The organism is Hungatella sp. L36 (assembly GCF_014288035.1).
Window position 1 is genome coordinate 69,440 of the sequence record NZ_JACOPC010000022.1, and the last position, 21,176, is coordinate 90,615.

17 protein-coding genes, 1 tRNA gene and 1 rRNA gene are annotated in these 21,176 nt (G+C 48.4%); 5 read left to right on the forward strand and 14 right to left on the reverse strand.

The features are described from left to right. Positions 1 to 29 precede the first annotated feature (29 nt). A complete protein-coding gene (gene pepD / locus H8S80_RS30815; RefSeq protein WP_118033287.1) occupies positions 30 to 1,466 on the reverse strand; it encodes a beta-Ala-His dipeptidase in 1,437 nt (478 codons plus the stop codon). Positions 1,467 to 1,480: 14 nt separating this feature from the next. After that, complete coding sequence (gene pepD, locus H8S80_RS30820; protein ID WP_182464762.1) at positions 1,481 to 2,911, reverse strand: beta-Ala-His dipeptidase; 1,431 nt, start codon at positions 2,909 to 2,911, stop codon at positions 1,481 to 1,483. Positions 2,912 to 3,268: 357 nt separating this feature from the next. On the opposite strand from pepD (H8S80_RS30820), the gene H8S80_RS30825 reads away from it, so the two are divergent. Together H8S80_RS30825 and gdhA are read left to right on the forward strand one after the other, a co-directional pair. Continuing rightward, complete coding sequence (locus tag H8S80_RS30825; RefSeq protein ID WP_118033289.1) at positions 3,269 to 4,105, forward strand: acetoacetate decarboxylase family protein; 837 nt, start codon at positions 3,269 to 3,271, stop codon at positions 4,103 to 4,105. A 185-nt stretch (positions 4,106 to 4,290) separates the two neighbouring features. Continuing rightward, complete coding sequence (gene gdhA / locus H8S80_RS30830; protein WP_118033290.1) at positions 4,291 to 5,658, forward strand: NADP-specific glutamate dehydrogenase; 1,368 nt, start codon at positions 4,291 to 4,293, stop codon at positions 5,656 to 5,658. An 80-nt stretch (positions 5,659 to 5,738) separates the two neighbouring features. Here the strand turns inward: gdhA and H8S80_RS30835 are convergent, their stop codons facing one another. The 3 genes from H8S80_RS30835 to H8S80_RS30845 are packed head-to-tail and all read right to left on the reverse strand — an operon-like array spanning position 5,739 to position 8,047. Beyond that, the gene (locus tag H8S80_RS30835; protein ID WP_110326150.1) at positions 5,739 to 6,479 is read right to left on the reverse strand and encodes an amino acid ABC transporter ATP-binding protein; all 741 of its coding nucleotides are present in this window, start codon (positions 6,477 to 6,479) and stop codon (positions 5,739 to 5,741) included. Beyond that, a complete protein-coding gene (locus H8S80_RS30840; RefSeq protein WP_110326149.1) occupies positions 6,472 to 7,194 on the reverse strand; it encodes an amino acid ABC transporter permease in 723 nt (240 codons plus the stop codon). Before H8S80_RS30840 ends, H8S80_RS30835 begins: the two co-directional genes overlap by 8 nt. A gap of 16 nt (positions 7,195 to 7,210) precedes the next feature. Continuing rightward, the gene (locus tag H8S80_RS30845; RefSeq protein WP_118033291.1) at positions 7,211 to 8,047 is read right to left on the reverse strand and encodes a transporter substrate-binding domain-containing protein; all 837 of its coding nucleotides are present in this window, start codon (positions 8,045 to 8,047) and stop codon (positions 7,211 to 7,213) included. Between the two features lie 303 nt (positions 8,048 to 8,350). On the opposite strand from H8S80_RS30845, the gene H8S80_RS30850 reads away from it, so the two are divergent. After that, positions 8,351 to 9,154, forward strand: coding sequence for a DeoR/GlpR family DNA-binding transcription regulator (locus tag H8S80_RS30850; protein ID WP_182464763.1), 804 nt, complete (start codon positions 8,351 to 8,353; stop codon positions 9,152 to 9,154). 57 nt (positions 9,155 to 9,211) lie between these two features. On the opposite strand, the gene H8S80_RS30855 is transcribed toward H8S80_RS30850, so the two are convergent. Continuing rightward, positions 9,212 to 10,147 (reverse strand): isocitrate lyase/PEP mutase family protein, encoded by a 936-nt coding sequence (locus H8S80_RS30855; RefSeq protein WP_118033293.1) that lies wholly within the window; start codon positions 10,145 to 10,147, stop codon positions 9,212 to 9,214. 267 nt (positions 10,148 to 10,414) lie between these two features. Here H8S80_RS30855 and hisC point away from each other — a divergent pair, with 267 nt between their 5' ends. Further along, positions 10,415 to 11,521 (forward strand): histidinol-phosphate transaminase, encoded by a 1,107-nt coding sequence (hisC, locus tag H8S80_RS30860; RefSeq protein ID WP_118033294.1) that lies wholly within the window; start codon positions 10,415 to 10,417, stop codon positions 11,519 to 11,521. A gap of 111 nt (positions 11,522 to 11,632) precedes the next feature. Here hisC and H8S80_RS30865 read toward each other — a convergent pair whose 3' ends face one another. The 6 genes from H8S80_RS30865 to H8S80_RS30890 form a co-directional block, all read right to left on the reverse strand. Continuing rightward, positions 11,633 to 13,462: a beta-L-arabinofuranosidase domain-containing protein gene (locus tag H8S80_RS30865; protein ID WP_182464764.1), complete on the reverse strand. Its 1,830-nt coding sequence runs from the start codon at positions 13,460 to 13,462 to the stop codon at positions 11,633 to 11,635. 24 nt (positions 13,463 to 13,486) lie between these two features. Then, entirely contained in the window at positions 13,487 to 15,238 is a 1,752-nt protein-coding gene (locus H8S80_RS30870; protein ID WP_118033296.1) for a glycoside hydrolase family 2 protein, read from the reverse strand. A gap of 16 nt (positions 15,239 to 15,254) precedes the next feature. Then, complete coding sequence (locus H8S80_RS30875) at positions 15,255 to 16,061, reverse strand: alpha/beta hydrolase (protein ID WP_118033297.1); 807 nt, start codon at positions 16,059 to 16,061, stop codon at positions 15,255 to 15,257. A gap of 16 nt (positions 16,062 to 16,077) precedes the next feature. Beyond that, positions 16,078 to 16,929: a carbohydrate ABC transporter permease gene (locus H8S80_RS30880; RefSeq protein WP_002602220.1), complete on the reverse strand. Its 852-nt coding sequence runs from the start codon at positions 16,927 to 16,929 to the stop codon at positions 16,078 to 16,080. 16 nt (positions 16,930 to 16,945) lie between these two features. Further along, positions 16,946 to 17,884, reverse strand: coding sequence for a carbohydrate ABC transporter permease (locus H8S80_RS30885; protein WP_002602219.1), 939 nt, complete (start codon positions 17,882 to 17,884; stop codon positions 16,946 to 16,948). An 87-nt stretch (positions 17,885 to 17,971) separates the two neighbouring features. After that, positions 17,972 to 19,393 carry an ABC transporter substrate-binding protein gene (locus H8S80_RS30890; RefSeq protein ID WP_118033298.1) on the reverse strand — a complete coding sequence of 474 codons (1,422 nt, stop codon included), beginning with the start codon at positions 19,391 to 19,393 and terminating at the stop codon, positions 17,972 to 17,974. A 430-nt stretch (positions 19,394 to 19,823) separates the two neighbouring features. Here H8S80_RS30890 and H8S80_RS30895 point away from each other — a divergent pair, with 430 nt between their 5' ends. Further along, entirely contained in the window at positions 19,824 to 20,771 is a 948-nt protein-coding gene (locus tag H8S80_RS30895) for an ArsR/SmtB family transcription factor (protein ID WP_025531028.1), read from the forward strand. 47 nt (positions 20,772 to 20,818) lie between these two features. On the opposite strand, the gene H8S80_RS30900 is transcribed toward H8S80_RS30895, so the two are convergent. Both H8S80_RS30900 and H8S80_RS30905 read right to left on the reverse strand, forming a co-directional pair. Then, positions 20,819 to 20,890 (reverse strand) — tRNA-Gly (locus H8S80_RS30900). Positions 20,891 to 21,020: 130 nt separating this feature from the next. Next, positions 21,021 to 21,176: ribosomal RNA gene (locus H8S80_RS30905) — 23S ribosomal RNA — on the reverse strand; the annotation flags it as partial.

Below are 21,176 nucleotides of genomic sequence, written 5' to 3' on the forward strand. Positions count from 1 at the left end.
AGGGCATAGCGCCCTGAAACTATCATGTTTTAAAGAGCTTTTAGCAAGTTTGTAAGAAGGATCCAGGATCGGTCAAAGGAAGCCAGATCCAGGAATTCCTCCGGACTGTGTATTTTTCCATAGATTGCTCCGCTGGTCACAATGTCCATATCGGGATGCATCTTTTTAAATACTCCGCATTCATTTCCACCATGGCCGGTCAGACAATTTAAAGGTTTTCGGTAAAGGTCGTAAAACACCGTCTTCATGATCTCCCTTAATTCAGATTTCGCTTCATACTTCCACCCGGGATAGTATCCGGAATACTCTGCGCTGGCTCCAAACAGTTCTCCCAGCAGCGTCACCCTGTTTTTCACTTCTTCCACCGCACATTCCAGAGCACTTCTGGCGGAGACTCCGATCACTGCCTCCTTATCTGCGATATTCAGAATCCCGATATTCACAGAGGTAACCGGGGGATTGTCGGAAAGAGCCGTATTTCTCGCCAGGAGACCGAAGGGAAGGAGTTCAATCAGTTCGATCAAATCCCGGCTGTCTTCTTCCTGAAGCGCATACGCTTCCGCTTCCTGACCTGCAACATTCACAGCAAGCTCCGGATCACTCAGCTCATATTCTTCCCGAAGCAGCTTTTCACACGCAGCGGCCAGCTCCTTCAGTCTCCCTTCATCCGCATCTGTGGTGAAAACTGCCTGGGCGCGGTTCATAATCACATTATGCTTCGTCCCCCCCTGCAGCTTCACCAGCCTCAGCTTCATTCCGTTTTGCAGGAAGCAGGATAGGATTCTGGCCGCCAGCTTTCCTGCATTGGCCCGTTCCCTGTCGATCATCCCTCCGGAATGGCCTCCCAGAAGGCCGCTGATCTCCAGACCGTAGGCCGGCATCCGGTTCACTTCCCAATTAATGGGACGTTTAAGCGTAATCTGCTCGCCTCCGCCCATGCTCATATACGTCTTATACTCCCCCGCGCCATCCAGATTAATCATCCTTCTCGCCTTAAAGTACTCTGGTTTCAGAGCCTGCGCTCCCACCAGCCCGACTTCTTCCTGTGTCGTAAAACAGCATTCCAGATAAGGATGGGAGAGAGAAGAATCTGCAAGAACTGCAAGCATATAGGCGCATCCCATACCGTCATCCGCCCCCAGGGTTGTCCCCTTTGCCCGCAGTAAATCTTCTTCCACATACAACTCCAGCGGATCCTTTAGGAAATCGTGAGAGCAGCCCTCTGTCTTTTCACAGACCATATCCATGTGTGCCTGGAGGATCACTCCCGGGTGTGTCTCATACCCCGGGCTGGCCGGCTTATAAATAATCACATTCCACAACTCATCCTGGATAACCGGAAGCGCATGCGCCCTGGCAAATGCAACAAGCCAGTCACTGAGCTGCTTTTCCTGTCCGGAACCGTGAGGTATCTTACAAATTTCATTAAAATAGTAACAATAGGGTTTTGTCAGATCAAATTCCATCTATATCTTCTCCTTTACAGCTGCCGGATCAATGCTTTCAAAAAATGAATAGAACGGTCAAACGATTCCAGATCCAGATATTCGTCCGGTGTATGGTGTCCTGCGTAAATAGCTCCGCTGGTCACGATATCCATATCCGGGAACATATGCTTAAACGCCCCGCATTCATTCCCTCCGTGTGCAGCCACATGATTCAGCAAAATTCCATATTCCTTGAAAAAAACACGGTCCATGATGTCCCGCAAAGGAGAATCTTTTAGATACCGGTAACCGTAATAGTCATTCTTCCTGGTCATCTCAGCGTTTGTTTTTTCACAGAGAAGGGCCGCTGCATGTTCCGCCTCATCCATACAGCTCTCAAACGGGCTGCGTGACGCATACAGAATTACCGCTTTCTCAGCCTCTACCGACACCGATCCGATATTGGCAGACCAGGAAGGAAGTCCATCCAGTGGAAGAAATCTGGCAAATACTCCGTATGGAAGCAGATACAGAAGCAAGGCAAGCTCCCTGCTCTCCGTCTCCGTAGCCGCCATAGCGACCGCTCTCTTCGACAGCGTAATCTGGATACCCGGATCGCTGAACTCGTATTCCTCGCTAATCGCCCTTTTCACATTGTTTAATACTCTATCCAGATCTTTTCGCGGAGACTTTGATGTAAAAAGTACGACAGCCTCCGATGCAATTCCTGATTTCTTTGCTCCTGCCATCATATCAGCAAGTCTGAAGGATATTCCTTCTTGCAGAAAATGAAACAGCATGCGCCCCGCCAGTTTTCCCGCATTGGCCCGCTCTTTGCCAATATCATCACCGCTGCGCCCTCCCAGAAGACCGCTGATGCTCAGACAGTATCCCTGATCGCACACTGGAGCCATGGGAAGCTTCTTTTCGATAGTCATGTTTCTGGAACCCGCCAGCGTCGTGTAAGTTCTGTATTCTCCTGCCCCATCCAGATTGATGAGTCTTCTCGCCTTAAAATATTCCGGCTTAAGCGCCATTGCTCCATACAACCCGATCTCTTCCTGAACGGTAAAGCAGCATTCCAGATATGGATGCTCCAACTCCTCATCAGATAAAATATCCAGCATATACGCAGCCCCCATACCGTCATCCGCACCGAGCGTCGTACCCTTTGCCCTCAAATGAGTCCCTTCCGTATAAAGATGAAGCGGGTCTGTTAAAAAATTATGCGAGGATTCCGGTATTTTTTCACATACCATATCGATATGGGCCTGAATAATAACGCCGGGGTGGTCTTCATACCCGGCCGTCGCGGCCTTATAGACAACAACGTTGCCCATCTCGTCCTGGACAAATGAAAGCTTATGCTTTACTGCAAACTGAACAATCCAGTCACTCAGCTGTTTCTCGTTTTCAGAACCGTGAGGAATTTTGCAGATCTCATTAAAGTAATAGCAATGTGGCTTTGTTATATCAAATTCCATACCATTTCCCCTCCATAACCTTAGCATTTGTGCAGTATTTTCATTTTATTTTGATTAAATGATAACTGATTGTGAAAAAACACCCCTTTTGCGTCTAAGTATAATAAAAAACAAACGGTTCGTCAATAGTATCTTACTAAAATTTCACATAATATCTTAAAAACATTGTCATATTATGATCTTATCTTCCATTTCTTTTTCTCACCTTATTGACAACTTTTCTTTTTTCTTTCTGTTTCTTTTCTTTTTTAATGGTATTATCATGGTTTTATTCAATTTATATTCCTGTTTCTCGTTGACTTAGAGCCACAACATTGTTATAATATCGTCATAATATAGATAAGGAGAGGATTTTTGATGGCTAAAATCACAGACTTAAAAGGTTTTTGTTACCCACTGTCTCCCGAGGGGAAGTGTTCCTTATTAGGCAGCTATCCCTGGCACTACGGAACTGAGTACCTCAATATTGTATACCGCGCCGATCCCGATGCCCTGGCAAAATGGATACCAGAGCCACTGACGCTGAGCAAAGAGCATCCAGATATCGCCTACGTCGCATTCAGTAAATGGTGGTCCGTATGGGATGACGGCAGGGAACTGGCCTATACGAATCCAGAACGGACGCAGTACAAAGAAGCTGCGATCTGGACAGGCTGTAACTATCAGGGAGAGGAAGCCCAGATCTGTCTTCCCATCTGGGTGGACAATGATTTTTCCATGGCCAGGGGCTGGACCATGGGCTTTCCTAAAAAAATGGGGCAGATAAGCATTACCGACTATAATCCTTATAATCCCGGCATGCCGGAGATGGGGCCCGGTGCAAAGCTGACCGGGACCGTCACCTCTCACGGAGAACGGCTGATCAAAGGAACACTCACCATAGACCGCAGTATTTCACCCGACGAGCTCCCGAAACCGCTTGGTCTCCCGCTCATCCATCTGCGTCATTTTCCCAGCCTGGTTCCCGGCCACAAGCCCTCTGTATGTGAACTTGTTAAGCTGGGAGCTGTGAATAAACAGACCGATCCGGTTGCATGGGCCGGCAGCGGCGATCTGGAATTTCTCCCCTCCGATCTGGAGGAGCATCTGCCTCTGGCACCCAAAGGAGAAATTATCGGCGCCTACTGGTTTCGCAACGGCTACACCTTCAACGGTGCGGAAGTTCTTCACGATTATACAAAAGACTGGAAGTAATACATATCGAAAAGACACCTTCATGGTGTCTTTTTACTTTCCTTCTTTTTTGATAGTTTATTAACTATATTATTACCATATTTTGAATATATTTTGGTGAAAAGTGATTGACATCTCTATTCCCTTTGCTATAATAAAGGCATAAGAAAGGCATATTTATTTCAATATGAGGGAGAAGAAAGAAAATGCGAACCTACACAAGTGCAAAAGAGTACATTGATGCCGTTATTGAAACGGCCAGGCGCAGAGACGGGAACAAGCAGGAATTTTTACAGTGTGTGAAAGAGGTTTACTATTCACTGGAAAAGGTAATTGATGCACATCCGGAATATGTAAAAGCCGATATCCTGACCCGCATGATTGAGCCGGACAGATTTATCTCATTCCGTGTTGCCTGGGTGGATGACAACGGGTTCACCCAGATCAATCGCGGATACCGTGTACAGTTTAACTCTGCCATCGGTCCCTACAAAGGCGGCCTCCGTTTCCATCCCACAGTGACCCCCAGTGTCATGTTTTTCCTGGGATTTGAGCAGACTTTCAAGAATTCGCTGACAGGCCTTCCCATGGGTGGAGCGAAGGGCGGTTCTGATTTTAATCCCGCCGGAAAGAGCGACGGGGAAGTCATGAGATTCTGCCAGTCCTTTATGACAGGCCTTTATCACTATATCGGGCCGGATACAGACGTCCCGGCCGGTGATATCGGAGTTAGTGCCAGAGAAATCGGTTACCTGTTCGGTCAGTATAAGCGTATCCGCATCGCGTTTGAAAACGGTGTAATTACCGGAAAACCGCGGGCCTACGGCGGTTCTCTGATCCGTCCGGAAGCTACCGGTTACGGCGCTGTTTACTATACGAATGAAGTGCTGAATCATGAGAACGAATCGATCCAGGGAAAAACCTTCGCAATCTCCGGTTTTGGCAACGTAGCATGGGGAGCTATCAGCAAAATCGTGGAACTGGGCGGTATTCCGCTTACGATCTCCGGCCCTGACGGATACATATATGACAAAGATGGTATTGTCACAAAAGAAAAAATCGATTACCTTCTTGAGATGCGCGCCTCCCGCCGTGACCGGGTCCAGGACTATGCGGATAAATTCGGAGTCCCGTTTTATCCCGGCAAACGTCCATGGGAAGTAAAGGCGGACGTTGCCATGCCATGCGCAACCCAGAACGAGGTTGATCTGGAAGATGCAAAGAATATCGCCGCGAACGGTACCAGATACTATATCGAAGTCGCGAATATGCCTTCCACCTCTTCCGCACTGGAATACTTAAGTGCCCGGGAAAACATAATTGTAGCGCCATCGAAGGCAGTAAATGCGGGCGGCGTCTGTGTTTCCGGTCTTGAGATGAGTCAAAACAGTCAGAGGTTGTCCTGGACAGCTGAAGAGGTTGATACCCGTTTAAAGACAGCCATGAAGGATATCTATACCAATTCTGTCGATGCTGCCAAACGGTACGGTCTGGGTTACAACCTGGTCGCCGGAGCCAATATTGCAGGCTTCGAAAAAGTGGCGGATGCGATGATGACACAGGGTATTTACTAATAATTTCCAACATGCCTTTCTTAAAAGAGAGTCCGGTCTGCCGGACTCTCTTACTTCATATACTGCATAAATCTATTCCTTTAATGATTATTAATCCTCTGAATAAACTGCCTGGTCCTGTCATGCTTTGGATTGGCAAAAAATTCTTTCGCAGGCCCTTCTTCCAGAATGACACCGTCGGAAAAGAAAACTACACGGTCCGCCACATCTCTGGCAAACGCCATCTCATGGGTCACGATAATCAAGGTTGTCCCCTGATGTGAGATTGAACGGATCACGTCCAGAACCTCGCCTACCATCTCCGGATCCAGAGCAGAAGTCGGTTCATCAAACAGGATTACCCTGGGATTCAGAGCCAGGGCACGGGCAATGCCTACTCTCTGCTGCTGACCGCCGGAAAGCTGATGGGGATAGTAATTCATGCGGTCCTGCAGGCCGACTCTGGCAAACTCTTCCTTTGCGATCTTTTTCGCATCGTCCTTATTCATTTTTTTCACTACAATCAGTGCTTCCATCACGTTCTCCAGGGCAGTGCGATGGCTGAACAGATTGAATCCCTGGAATACCATGGCTGTGTTTCTCCGGACATTCAGAATATCCTTTTTACTGATCTTGCCCGACATATCAAGTGTTATATCATCCAGCGTCAAAATGCCTTCCTCTGCCTTCTCCAGAAAATTCAGGGTTCTCAGGAAGGTAGATTTACCGGACCCGCTGGCTCCAATTATGGCAACTACGTCACCGGTCTCCACCCGGTAATCAACCCCTTTAATAACCTGGTTGCTGCCAAAACTTTTCTTCCAGTTTTTAACCTCAATCATCCTTTTTTTCCTTTCTCTCCCTGTAGTTCACTTTCTTTTCCAGCCACTTAAATGCAAACCCGATGATAATACAGCACACCCAATAAATAATCGCGGTACAGATATACGCTTCAAAGTAACGCAGAGTCCGCCCTCCGATAATTTTAGCTTTTCCCATAATGTCCACAACTGCTATCATAAATGCCAGAGATGTCCCCTTGATCAGTGACGTAATCTGGTTTCCAAACGTCGGAATTGCCACAACGAGTGCTTGTGGTATCTCCACCCGGACCATGGTCTGAAGTGTCGTCATTCCAAGAGATTTAGCTGCCTCGATCTCCTTTCGGTCGATGGAGAGAAGCGCGGCTCTGATAATTTCTGATTCATACGCGGTCTCCTGAACCACAAATGCCACCAGGGCAAACGCAAACGCCGGAACCATGTTCACATTCATATCCGTCCCGTACTCTAAGTTGACCGCCCGGAGCAGAATCGGGATCCCGTAGTAAGACAGGTACAGCAAAACCATGAGCGGTACGCCCCGGACAAAAGAGAGATATACTGAGCAGAACTGACTCAGCACGGGAACCTTTCGTATACGCGCGATCGCCATGCCAAACCCCAGGACCACGCCAAGGACCATGGCCACCACCGTCAGCCCCAGAGTCACAGGAAGTCCTTCCAGAATTTTCGGCAGATACTCCCAAATTGCTTTTACATCAAATATTTTATTCATACGCAGCTTTCTCCAATCAGTGTTCCGGTACCAGATCCATTCCAAAATATTTTTCACACAGCTGGGACATCGTACCATCGTCACGAATCTCTTTCAAAACTGCGTCTATCTTCTTCTGAAGTTCTGTATTATCTTTTGCATAGAGATAAAAAGAGTCCGGCTTCTGAATTTCATCCGCATTCTCAATATCCAACAGTTTTAAATCAACCCCGAGTTCCTGCTTTGCTATGGCGAAATCTGCTGCCGCATGAATACATGCATCGTACCGTCCGGTTGCGACCATGTTCATGATTTCTATAGAGCTGGCGTCCACATAATCGATATTGATTTTCTGATCCGGATGCTCCTCATTGTAAGCCTCCAGCCACATGGCCTGCGCAGTTCCCGCTATATGGGCAATATTTTTTCCGGCAAGGTCTTCAATCGTCTTTATATTGTCTTCCTCCTGGCGTACGCCCAGGACTGTGGGGCTGTGAAAATAGGGAACTTCGGAATACAAATAGCTGTCCGCGCGTTCCTGTTTCCACGATATTCCACCGCCTATGATGTCATACTGACCAGATTCCAGGCCCGGAAACAATGCGGAGAACTCTCCAGTATAAATCAGATCAATGGTTACATCAGAAAGACGCTGATCCACTTCTTTCATGATTGCAATTTCATAGCCATCCAGTTCACCTTCTTCATTTACAAAGTTATAGCGCGCCGATTTGCCCGGACAGGCGTATGTAAGCTTTGTAACCTCACCGGTACCGTCGCCCGGAGCATTGACGCTCTCTTTCCCTCCGGATCCGCAGGCGGTAATCGAAATAGCCGCCATAACTACTGCTGCAATTGTTATTGCTCGTTTCATGTTCCTTTCCTCTCTTTCTTCTATGCAAGTTAATTTTAAAAACAGCACCGGTGTCCCGGTACTATTGCTTAATACAGATATACAGCATTATGACAACTTTGTCAATTATTTTTCACTATATTTTCGTCATTTATCCTCTAGACATTGTCATAACACAGTATTATCATTGTCATTACTACAAAAAGCACTGCCTGATTTTTTATTTTTATGGAAGGATTCTCATACTTTTCCCCTTTTCCTTGCTAAAACTCCTATTTTCTGATAAAATGAAAGAAAATGATTATGGAAACGGAGAGACTTCTCATGAAAATGTTATCAATTCAGCGCCGTGAGGCGATTCGGGCGTTATTATTAGAAAAAGAAAGCATTACCATTGCTGAAGTAATGGAAAAATTTCAAATCAGTGTAGAGACAGCGCGCCGCGATTTTGATGCATTGGCAGATGAAGGTTTTCTAAACAAGGTTTACGGCGGTGCCACGCTGAAAAAACGGACCTCGGCACTTCCGCCCAAGAAGCTTTTGGACAGCACCTTTTCAGAGGGGAAGACCCGTATAGCCAAAAGAGCCGTCCGGTTTATCAAATCAGGTGATACGATCTTTTTGGATAATTCCGACACGGTCTTTCACATGTGTGAAGGCCTGGAAAACATGAATATTACCGTTCTGACCAATTCACTCGCAGTGATTAACTGTCTTTCCAAAAGCAGTTCGATCCATCTGATCTGTGTGGGCGGCAGATATGATATCAGTGAAGAATCATTTCTGGGACCGACAGCTTCCGAGTATCTGAGACGGTTTCAGGTAGACCGGGCATTTTTCTCCTGCAAATCTTTCGACATGGCAAGAGGACTGGGCGTCTCCGACGAACGGGTCGCAGACATGAAAAAAACTATTATACAGTGCGCGGAGCAAAGGTGCCTCCTGGCCGATCACAGCAAATTCGGAAAGGTATCCTTCGCTCATTTCTGCGATTTTGATGAAATAGATAATCTCTTTACCGATGAAGTGGTCTCCGATGAATGGCATGATTACTTTGACCGTCATAATGTCAGACTCTTTGAATGTCCGGAGAGCGGTGAAATCCAGCCAGAAGAAAACTTTTATTAATCCATCTAAAAAAAGATGGTGCTGTCGTTGATCTGACAGCACCGTCTTTTTTCTCTCTTAGCGTTTTGTTAAATCGAGCTTGTCGCCCCAGAACGTATTATGTATTCCCGAGAAGCCCGCCTCTAAGTCCAGCCACTCCTGTACTGGATAAAACGGCTGCGCGCTCTGACCAGAAATATTATATGGCATATCATCACGCGGATAAATGTTATTCTGCTCCTCTGCCACACGAAGTGCATAATTCAGCATTCCAACCATGGCTCCTTTCATCAGGAAATGCATGGTTACGATATTGTAGCCCAACGGATACAGGTCCTTTGCATCCATGGTCGGCTGTTTAACCGACTGGTTGATATCCGGGAACATCTTCCACACATCCGGAAACTCCTTCGAGAAGCGCTCGGCCTGCTCCGCGGTCTTCAGCTGGTTGACCAGCAGCATATCAGCGCCGGCTTCAAGTGATCCTCTGCATCGCTCAATCGCATCCTGGAATCCTTCTTCTGTGTTAATCAGCACATTGGTACGTGCAATGAAAATACACTCGGTGCCTTCCAGCGCGGCCTTCGCTGCCCGCACCTTTGCCCAGTACTCTTCTTTCGGAATAATATTCTTCTCCACAACCCCTTTTGCAAATCCCGGCTCCGATTCATCTTCCATCAGAATCGCCGCAGCACCTGCGGCAGCCAGACGCTTACACGTACGGTATACATTCTGTGGTCCGCCAAATCCGTCTTCGGCATCCACGATAATCGGCAGCGGGCAATTCTCCGTAATACGGCTGATGATCCACTCCAGCTCCGGCAGACTGAGAATGCCAAGATCCGGAAGCCCATCCATAGCCATGGAAAGCTCTGCTCCGCTTAAACAGAGTGCTTTGAAACCTGCCATATACGCAACTCGCGCAGAAGCGGAATCAAACACACAGGGAGCGATAATCCCCTTTTCCTTCTCAAGAAGTTCTTTGAAAGATATTCTTTTTTCTCTGATACTCATGATAATTCGTCTCCTTTCGGCTTTGCCTTTAAAATTTCTCCGGTCACCTCATGCCTGGCCCCCGGAATTCAATTACTTTCACCCTAACTATACTGTCATGTAATGCGTTTGTCAATCCGTTTTGACTATTTTATGATAACTTTATAAATATATCTGTCATTTATTTATTGATTTATTGCAAGTTTTATGATGATTTTAGATTGACAAACTTTCATGACCATGCTACAATCTGGTTAATTACTACAATATGTAAAGGAGCGGTTAATCATGTTTGAACATCTTGCTCAGAGCTATGCTCTGAAAAAAGCACCCTCTACCGTAATTCCGGTAGGTATTTCCATCAAGGCCGCAAAGGAAAAATACGGCTTAGACACCCTTTATAAGCTGGCCTCCAACGAGAATCCCTATGGCGTATCGCCCAAGGCGCTGGAAGCCATGGCGGCCGCGTTAAACGACTGTCACCTATACCCGGACTCCACCCGTGACACCGTTTTAAAGAACAAGCTGGCCGCAAAACACGACCTGCTTCCGGAGAACATCATGATTACATGCGGCGCCGCCAACGCCCTGGCCTTTGCAGGCGAGGCGTTCATAAAGCCCGGTGACGAATGTATTATCACCTCCCCTGCCTACCCGCCATATTACTACATTGTTTACAAGAATAACGGCACCATTGTAGATATTCCCTCCAGAAAAGATGATATGAAGCTGGATACAGAAGCGGTTCTAAATGCAGTGACGGACAAGACACGCCTCGTGTTTGTGTGCAATCCTAATAATCCAACCAGCACCTGTCTTTCCGGAGATGAGCTTTACTCATTTATTCAGAAATTCCCTAAGGATGTTATCGTGGTCGTCGATGAGGCATACATAGATTTTACAGATGATCCAGAGAATACCACCATGGTTTCCCGCCTGAAAGATCAGCCTAACATGGTCGTCGTGCGAACATTTTCAAAGCTTTACGGAATGGCCGGCATCCGTATGGGATATGCGCTTGCCTGCCCGGAGATCATCGGCTATATGAATAAGGCCATGGCAGCCCGTTCTTTAAATACGGTAGGAATTGAAGGCGCGATCGCGGCCCTCGATGATGAAGAATTCCGTCTGAAAACAGTAAACAGCAACCGTGATGAGAGAACGTACTTAACAGATGAGTTTACAGCGCTGGGCTACAGGGTTTTTGAATCTCAGGCTAACTTTATCTACGTGGATTTTGGCTGTTCCTGCCAGGATCTCTATTTCGCGCTCCTGCCCTACGGCGTTATGATACGCGGTGATTTCCCCTATGCCCGCATATCCATCGGCACCCATATCCAAAATGAAACTCTGGTCAATGCGGTAAAAGACCTTAGAGAAAAGAATGAACTGTAGCACCATGAGTTTTTGATGATCCTGCCATACACTTTTTTAAACCATACGACAAAGAACAGGCTTCCAAATCTGAAATCCAGGATTTGGGAGCCTGTTCTACGATACCTCCGCTTATTTCTCTACCGGAAAATAAACCGTATACATTTCTCTGCCAATATTTTTCAAAGGCTTGAAACAGAAATTCCGTTCCTGCCCTACCGTCCTGTAATCCTCTTTCCAGTGCTCCCATTCCCGCTCATGGGAAGGAGTCAGGATCGACTGTGGATTGTCCTTATCTCCGTGAAGCCGGACTTCATCGGTATCCACACCGGCCAGCAGCACAGGACCGTTCAGGAACGCGACGCAGTCCGGACTGTCCGCCAGAGGCCATGCTGTGAGTTTACAGGGAAGCAGAATTTCAACAATGGAGTCTGTCCACACTCTCTTGATTACGCCCTCGCCATTTCGTACCTCATAGTCCGCGTCCATTCCGTCAATCGTAAGCACCGCCTTTTCCCGGAGCCACCACGGCAGGCGGAATCTCAGTTCAAATTCGGCCTGGTCGGCGGTGATATGAAGGCTCTTTTTCCAGTATTCCGGGCGCTGGTCAAGCGTTCTGGCGACCTCCATAATTCTTAGGTAATCGCCTCCCAGATTACTGTCTTCCATGGTTATGGAGACATTTTTCCCGTTCCACACCGTCTCCATCCTGGACGGCAGGTACTGCTCCACGGCGATTCCATCCTGATCCTGGTACCAGATCCAGCGGCTGTACTGTGCGTTGGCCTGTACGGAGGTGCCATGGCAGCACCAGAAATCCTCGATTTTTCTTCCCCATTTCTTCGTGCTTTTCGCCGCCAGCGGAAGGTAATAGCACACGATCCCCGTATCCGGTATATGATCCTCCAGAGCGCCCTCCAGCGTTCGTCCCTGCCAGAAGCCCTGCGCGAACAGGCCGTTGTAAATATTCTGCTCGATGTAATCGTGGTACTCCTTTTTGCCGCTCCAACGGTAGAGATAGTCCGCCAGGCGGATCATGTTATAGACGACACAGTGCTCCTGATTCATATCGCTCAGTCTGGCAGACTGGCGGTTCGGCGGAGTCAAGCTCTCTCCATCCGTCTGCCCTCCGGTAGCGAAGCTTCCCCGCCTGTTCACAGCCAGTTCCCAGTAGTTCTCCACTACTTTTCTGTATCGCTCCTCTCCCGTCACTTCATAGGCTCTGGCACATCCGTGAATCTCCGGTATCGTCGCGTTGGCGTGCATATTGGTGAGGACATCCGTCCCATTTAAGACGGCATCGGTCAGCCGCGGCCGTTCGTAGCGCCTCATCAGCTCTAAGTAACGGGGATCCGGATCCTCCTGATACAGATCGGCCCACAGTTCCATCATTCCGCCGGTTTCCTCATCATCCATCATCTGGTCCATGGTTTCCCTGTCAATTTCATCGGTAAATGCGTGGAACCATTCGGCGCATCCCCTGAGGATCTCAAGCGCCTGCTTATTTCCGCCAAACCGGTACATATCCATGAGCCCCATCATCGTCTTATGGCAGACGTACTGGCATGCCCAGAAATGGCGGCCTCGTTTCAATCCATACAAGTACTTCTCCGGAATGGAAAATGCCCATCCGTCTCCGTTGGCCTCCTGGCAGCGTCCGATCTCCTCCACGATATAATCCGCTTTGGCCTTTAACCGCTTATTCCCGGTCTGGCGGTACATATGCGCCGCCGCGCTTAACCAGTGTCCGGTAAAGGTCCCCCGGATCTGGCTCAGCGGATTATCCCATCCCCCATGGGTATCCGCGGATATCCGGTAATTGAGCCGTCCGTTTAAACCGGCCTCTGTACGGTATGCAAACAGCAGATTTTCTTCCTTCAGTTCCATGAGATACGCTTCATCGCGCTGCCTGCGGTCATACGCTTCCGACGGCAGCAAACTGACATGTTCGATTCGTTCCATACCTTCTCCTTCCATACCTTCTCCTTATTTGATCTGATCGTTGATCTCTTTCATCTGGCTGCACGGAAATTTGGGCTGGTGCTTCATATTGAGAATCCCGTTTACCTCCTGATAGACATCGGTAAGCTGCGTATAGCAGAAGCCGGATATCTGGCGGATGCCGGCGATCGCGCCCGTCACATCCCGGTATCTTCTCAATAAGTCCTCCGGTGACCGTTCCGGCCGGTCGTAGCCCCAGTTCTCACCGTTGCCGGTGTCCTGGCACAGCGCAATGCCGCCGTACTCTGTCACCATAAACACACTGTTTTCCTTATCACAGCAGGTGCCATAGGCAAACAGCCTGCGCGACTCCGGGAATACGCTCTCCGGATTGCCGCTCAGCGTCCCCGCATACTTCAAGATCCCGGCGCCTTCCTTATGGTAATCGTGAATCCCCACAATGTCGGTCTTAACATTTTCCCATCCATCGTTGGTGCTCACCAGGCGTCCCGGGTCCATGGCCTTTGTTAAATGATACATGGAGACAGCGAAATTCTGCTGGGCCGGATCGACCAGAACCTTTCGGATTCCCCAGGATTCATTCAGCGGCACCCAGGCGATTATCGAAGGATGGTTATAGTCTCTCATGATAAATTCCACATACTCTCTGGATAAGTTTCCGATCTCCCGGTCACAGAATTCATATCCGCTGGGCATCTCCGCCCACACCAGCAGCCCCAGCTTATCCGCCCAGTAATAATATCTGGGATCTTCGATTTTCTGGTGCTTTCTCGCTCCGTTAAATCCCAGCTCCTTAGTCAGCAGAATGTCCTGGCGCAGCGCCTCATCCGACGGAGCCGTCAACGCACTCTCTTCCCAGTATCCCTGGTCCAGCACCATTTTTAAGTAGCACGGCTTGTGATTCAGCATAATTCTGCCATCCTCGATGCTGATCTTTCGCATCCCAAAATATGTATTCACGTGATCCTGCAGCTTTCCGCCGCGCACCAGCCTTAAGCTGACATCGTAAAGGTTGGGCTGCTCCGGGGTCCAGTAGTGAAGTTCATCGATAAAATCCTCCGGTTTCATGGCGATCACAACCCGCGTCCGGTATCCATCCAGCGACACCTCCATGGTCTTTACCCCACGCCCCTGATAAGTCACCTCGATTTCCATGGTGTCTTCCGGCTGATACTCATCCACGGTGATCACCGCTTCCACCGTGTTCGTGTCGATATCCGGTGTCAGCTTCACATGAGTGATCGGGCTTCCGCTCACAGCCTCCAGCCACACATTCTGCCAGATTCCCGTACTGGCTACATACCAGCACCGGTCCCCTTTTTCCTTCCAGTACTGCTTTCCACGCGGCTGCGCCGTGTCAGGACGGTCTGTCACCCTCAAAACAACGGTATTTTCATCGGCCATCCATGGGGTAATCTCAAACTCAAACGGCGTGTAGCCTCCGGAATGTTCTCCCAGAAACCTTCCGTTCAACCATACTTCCGCCTTATAATCCACCGCGCCGAATTTCAAAAAGAGCCGTTTTCCACACATATTGTCCGGAACCGTAAAGGTACGCCGATACCATACCTGCTCATGGATTGTGCTGTCATGAATGCCGCTCTTTTCTGTCTGGTAGACAAACGGAACAAGAATCTTCTTAGAAAATTGAGTTTTCCATATCCAGCCTTCCAGTTCTTCTTTTCTGTCCTCTTCAAACTCAAAATCCCACTCTCCGTTTAAGCTGAACCAGTCTTCCCTCGCAAAATCCGGTCTTGGGCAATATTTGTTATCCATGTCCTTCCTCCAAGTTTTATAAATTCTTCAGCCATACCTTTGCCAGCGCCATCCAGCTCTGACACTCCTCCTGAATTCCATGGCCCTGTATGGAAAGGGTCAGGGAATTCGCAAGGCTCAGCCCATGCACGCCCCTGGGGTACATATGAAATTCCGTGGGGATCCCCTGTTTCCGCAGCGCCATGACGAACAGCAGAGAATTCTCCACCGGTACGCAGTCATCGGAAAATGTATGCCAGATAAATGCAGGCGGAACCTGGCTGTGCACCTGTTTTTCCAGTGACATTTCATCCACCAGCGCGTCATAGGACTCACCCAGCAGATTTACAAAGCTGTCTCCGTGACAGTATTCGCCGGAAGAAATTACCGGATAGCAGAGAATCATGCCGTCCGGCCTGATCCTTTCCGCCTCCACGCCCAATCGCTCTCCCAGAAGCGGCCTGTTCCAGAAAATTCCCAGACTCGCCGCTAAATGCCCTCCTGCAGAAAACCCCTGAACTATGATTTTATCCGGGTCGATATTCCATTCCTCCGCGTGTTCTCTCAGCAGAACCATGGCCCTGGCTGCCTGCAAAAGAGCCGCAGGGTACCTGGCCGGCAGCACGCTGTAACGCAGCACCGCCGCCTGGCAGCCTTCCGCCAGAAACTGAAACGCCACCGGCTCTCCCTCCCTGTCCGCCACGAAGCTGTATCCGCCTCCGGGCAGTATAAGAACACAGGGTCTTTTTCTTCCATTCGCATATTCCGGCGACTCACTCCAGAGGTAGCAGTCCAGCTCCGCTTCCTCTCCGTTTGCCTCTATCGTAATCTTCTGATAATCCATACAGTCCACCTCTTTGCTATTTAATCGTTCCCGCCGCCATTCCGGCTACCATATACTTCTGCGCAAATAAGTAAATAATAAAAATGGGGACGCAGAGCAGAACGAGTGAGGCAAAGATCGTTCCTACATTGGAAACTCCTGCAAAGGCGGTGAATTTCTGAGGAAGGAGCGTCAGCGTCATCTCATCCGCGCGGTTAATCATAACCAGCGGAAGCAAATAGTCGTTCCAGCTGCTCATAAATGCAAAGATCAGCGCCGTGGCAATAGCCGGTTTTGTAAGCGGAAGCATCATCTTTGTAAATACCTTGCGCCTCGGACATCCATCAATAATCGAAGCTTCGATCATCTCGTCGCTGATCTCGTCCATGGCGTTGCGGATCAGCATCATGCTCATGGGAATCGCAGCCGCAACATGAGGGCCCACCAGACTGAATTTCGTATTTAAGAGTCCCAGTTTCTTGGAAGTAATGAAATACGGTACGATAAATCCGGCTGCCGGCATCATCATGCCGACCAGACACAGAATATAGAGCGCCTCTTTCCCCTTAAAATCCATTTTGGAAAATGCAAACGCCCCCAGCGATGTAATGCTTAACACCAGCGCCATATCAATCGCCGTTACCGTCATGGAATTGCCGAGATAGACCCAAAAATCAGCGATATCCTTGACATATCCATTGGCAATGCTGAAGGAATCCACCGTAAATAAAACCCTTTTATAATTCTCTATCCCACCGCTCCGAAATGATATCTGGATGATTTTTATCAGAGGATAGAGCCATATCACAAGCATGATTACACAGAATATTTGTGCCAGAATCGTAGACTTTGTCCATCGTTTCTCCGCTGTTCTTTTACCTGTCTGCATTCAACTGCCTCCCCTCTTAATAATCCGTATCTTTTCTCTGGAAATAGAGATTGATACAGGATAAAACCAGTGCAATAATCAGGATCACCACTGCGATCGCGGCGGCATATCCCGCTTTATACTCCAGAATGTAGCTGCGATAGAGCATGGTGGTCAGCATCTCCGTCTTCCTTGCCGGCCCGCCCTGTGTAATCAGCCATACGATATCAAAGGTCTTCAGCGTTCCCACGATTCCCAGAATGATCACCGTCGTATGTGTTGATTTGAGCAGGGGCAGCGCAATATATCTGGTAGACTGCACGCCCGATGCGCCGTCAATCTTGGCCGCCTCCATCACATCCTTTGGTACGGATAAGAGGCCGGTGATATAGAGAGTCATGGAAAATCCCACATAGGTATAGATATTGGCTATGATTATCGAATACAGGGCAATCTTCGGATTGCCGGTCCAGTCAAGAGCCAGCTTTCCAAGGCCAATGGCCCGCAGCGTCTCATTTAAAAAGCCCTGCTGGAAATTGTACATCTGATTAAACGCGGTACCGATAACGACCAGCGCTACGACATTGGGGAAAAATATAATCGACCGGATCAGCCCTTTCGCCCGCACCTTCGTATTGACAAAGCAGTTTGCCAGCAGGAATCCAAGGACTGCCTGAACCGGAATCGTAATCAGAAAATACACCGTCGTATTTTTCAAAGCAAGATGAAAGTAAGGATCCTTCATCAGTTTCATATAGTTATCCAGGCCTACAAATATCTTTTCCGGGCTTACACCGTTCCAGCTATCAAATGAGATACCGATGTTAAATGCCATTGCATAGTAGGTAAAAACTCCGAGGAATATAAATACCGGCAGAATGTAGATATATGCCATTTTCGTATTGCCCAGAACAGCATTTTTTCCAGTACTCCGCTTCTTTTTTTTCTGATTTCCGTCTGTCTGCCTTCCCAACATAAAATACCTCCCTGCCAATATTCAAAAAGAAGGAGCTGCAAAACGGAATCAGACCATTCCGTTTTGCAACAATCCATCTCCTTTCATCTATCTGGATACACTGTCCGATGCTTCCTGAATGGATTTTACCGCTTCCTCAGGTGTCATGACGCCTCCGGCCACAGCAGTCAACGTATTATCCAGGGCATTGGAAATCTCCGGGTATGGAATCTCGCGGTTTCCTACGTTATTCTGTACGTAGCTCTCAAACATCTCCAGTGCTTCCACTTCCTTCTCTCCATTAAGGCTTGCTTTTCCGGCGTCCATATTGATATTCTTTGCGGCCGGGAGAACCTGAAGCGTGTTGCAGAAGACTTCCTGACCTTTTCCGGCTGCCATCCAGGAGATGAACTCGAAGGCGGCTTTCTTCTCTTCCTCGGTTGCGTTCTTATTAATTCCCCATGCGATATCAACGGTCGCCGCCATATTTGGCTCACATCCCTCTTTCACTGCTGGGAATGGGAACGCACCCAGATGAAGCTCCGGGTCACAGTTGCCCTGCTCTGCAAATTCCTCAATCTGTGCTTTTGTCATACTGGAACCATGCCATGTACCGCAGACCTCCATGATGTAATACTTCTTGCCGTCAGAACCACCCATCATCATGTTGTCGTTTACATCGGGATACAGGGCGGTTCCCAGAGAACCCTCTGCAAAGAGGCCGTGATCAAACATATCTTTCCAGATCTGCATTCCTTCCAGGAATTCCGCATCGGTAAAGCTTGTCTTTCCATCAACCGCGTCGTAGATCTTTCCTGGTGCGATCTGATTCATAATGCTCATATAGACGTCGCGGCAGGTCCAGCCTTCTTTGGCGCCGATTCCAACTCCGGGAATCATCTGTCCGTCCGCTTTGGACTTCTCGATAATCGCATATAAATCCTCCAGTGTCTTGGGAAGTTCTGTGATTCCCAGCTTCTCAAATGCATTCACATTATATTCAATGGCCGGCGCTGCTGTCATGCCGCCGGGAAGGACGGTGTAGTCGTCACCGGACCACCGGCACTGCTCCAGGGCTGTATCCAGGAACATATCCTCCCAGTCCGCACCCCATTTTTCCACTGCATACGGGGCCAGCGGCTCACAGAAGTCTTTAAACTGATTCGCTCTTGCACCTACCTGCATCGCCAGGATCGTCGGGCCCTCTCCTGCCGGAAGTGCTGCGGAGTATTTCTGGAATACTTTTGCTGCCTCACCAACATGCGTGATATCTAAATGGATCTCCGGATGCTCTTTCTCCCACGCCTCTACGACGGAATCAATCTGCACACCCTCTGTTGGAATCCATTTCCACAGGCTGATGGTCACACCCTTTTCCGAAGGAGCACTGGCTTCCCCTGTCTCACTTCCTGAAGTTTCCTGCCCCTGTGTAACCGGCGCCGCCGGTACCTCCGCTTTTTTCGGTGCGCATCCTGTCATGCTGCCAACCATAGCCCCTGCCATCAATAATGCAATAATCCTCTTATTCATTCTTCTTCCTCCTTCTCACTAATACCACTTTTCGTTTTGTACTGTATCTCTTTCCTATCCCCCTGACATGCTGATGTTTTTCCTTCCCTCTCTTTCTACATGTTCCAGCACATATCAGTAAAATATGGTATGCCATCTTATACTTCAGCTGCAGCTTTTGACAAACCAAATCATGTACACTTTCAAATCATTTCTTTTTTTTGTATCATCATGTGCATATTATATATTTTAACCTGCTATATTTCAATATCATTTGTGATTATTGTTAATTTTATAAGCCACCTAAAAATTTAGTACATTTTTTATGTAGTAATAACTTGTATTTTATTTTTACTGCATTATAATAAAAATATATGACAGTGACTATCCGGAAACAGATCTGTTATCATGAACGGGAATTATTATCGAAAAAGAAAAGGGGCGGATAAAAATGGAAGAAGTCAAGAAAAAAGATATCCTGTTAAACCTGGCTGACTTGGACGACACCGCCAGGGTATGCAGAGCGCTGTCCTCCGAGACAAGGCTGGAGATTCTCAAATGCCTGATTGACCGCGCCATGACCATCAGCGAGCTGGCGGAGAAATTCTACCTTCCCATGTCCTCCATGTGTCTGCATATCAAGACACTGCGGGAAGCCAATTTAATCAGCGTCGTACCAAAACCGGGCATTCGCGGTTCCCAGAAGCTCTGCGGCATGAAAACCACCTCCGTCACCCTGGACCTGTTCGCCCATGTCAACAAGCGCACGGGGAAGCCGCCGGCTTATATCTATATGCCCATCGGCCACTATTCCAACTGTGAGGTATGCCCGCCCTGCGGAATCGCCTCCGCCACCTCCTACCTGCACTATGAAGACAGCCCCTATGGCTTTTACTTCTCAGATCACATCGATGCAGCGATCATCTGGTTCACGAAGGGATTCTTAGAGTACCAGTTTCCAAACTTCTCCCTTCAGCAGGGAAAGGTCTCGCAGATCGAATTTACCTTCGAAATCTGTTCCGAGGCACCTGGCTACAACAATAACTGGCCCTCCAATATTACGCTGGAGATCAACCATAATCCCGTCGTTACCTTTCTCACAAAAGGAGACTATGGCGGACGCAAGGGAAGCTGCAACCCGGACTGGTGGAGCGATTCCAATTCACAGTTCGGAGAATTCAAGCGTTTCACCATTACCGATCAAGGTTCCTTCCTGGACGGGGAAAAGGTCTCAGAAGAAACCATTGAGTCCCTGAAGATGAAAGAAGGATACCATTTCTCCTTTATCCTGAAGGTAGACGAGAACAGTTCCCATGTAGGCGGCATGAACCTGTTCGGCAAGCACTTCGGAGATCATCCCCAGGATATTATCATGAAGGTGGACTATGCAGCTGGATGAAAAAAACGGATTTCCATCTCTGGAAATCCGTTTTCTTACATAATAAGAGCGCGAGACGGGGATCGAACCCGCGACCCCAACCTTGGCAAGGTTGTACTCCACCACTGAGCCACTCGCGCTTATTCTATAAAAACGAAGCGACTCTCATCTCTCCGTTTTCTCTTAGGGCATATACCCTCAAAACCACACATTGTACATATCTTTCATCCGTTCTTATTTCCTCTGCCATTTCTGACAACCTAAACCAACTTGGTTAAGCCCTCGACCTATTAGTGACAGTCAGCTCCACATGTTGCCATGCTTCCACCTCTGCCCTATCTACCTCGTCGTCTTCAAGGGGTCTTACTCTTGCGATGGGATATCTCATCTTGAGGGGGGCTTCACGCTTAGATGCCTTCAGCGTTT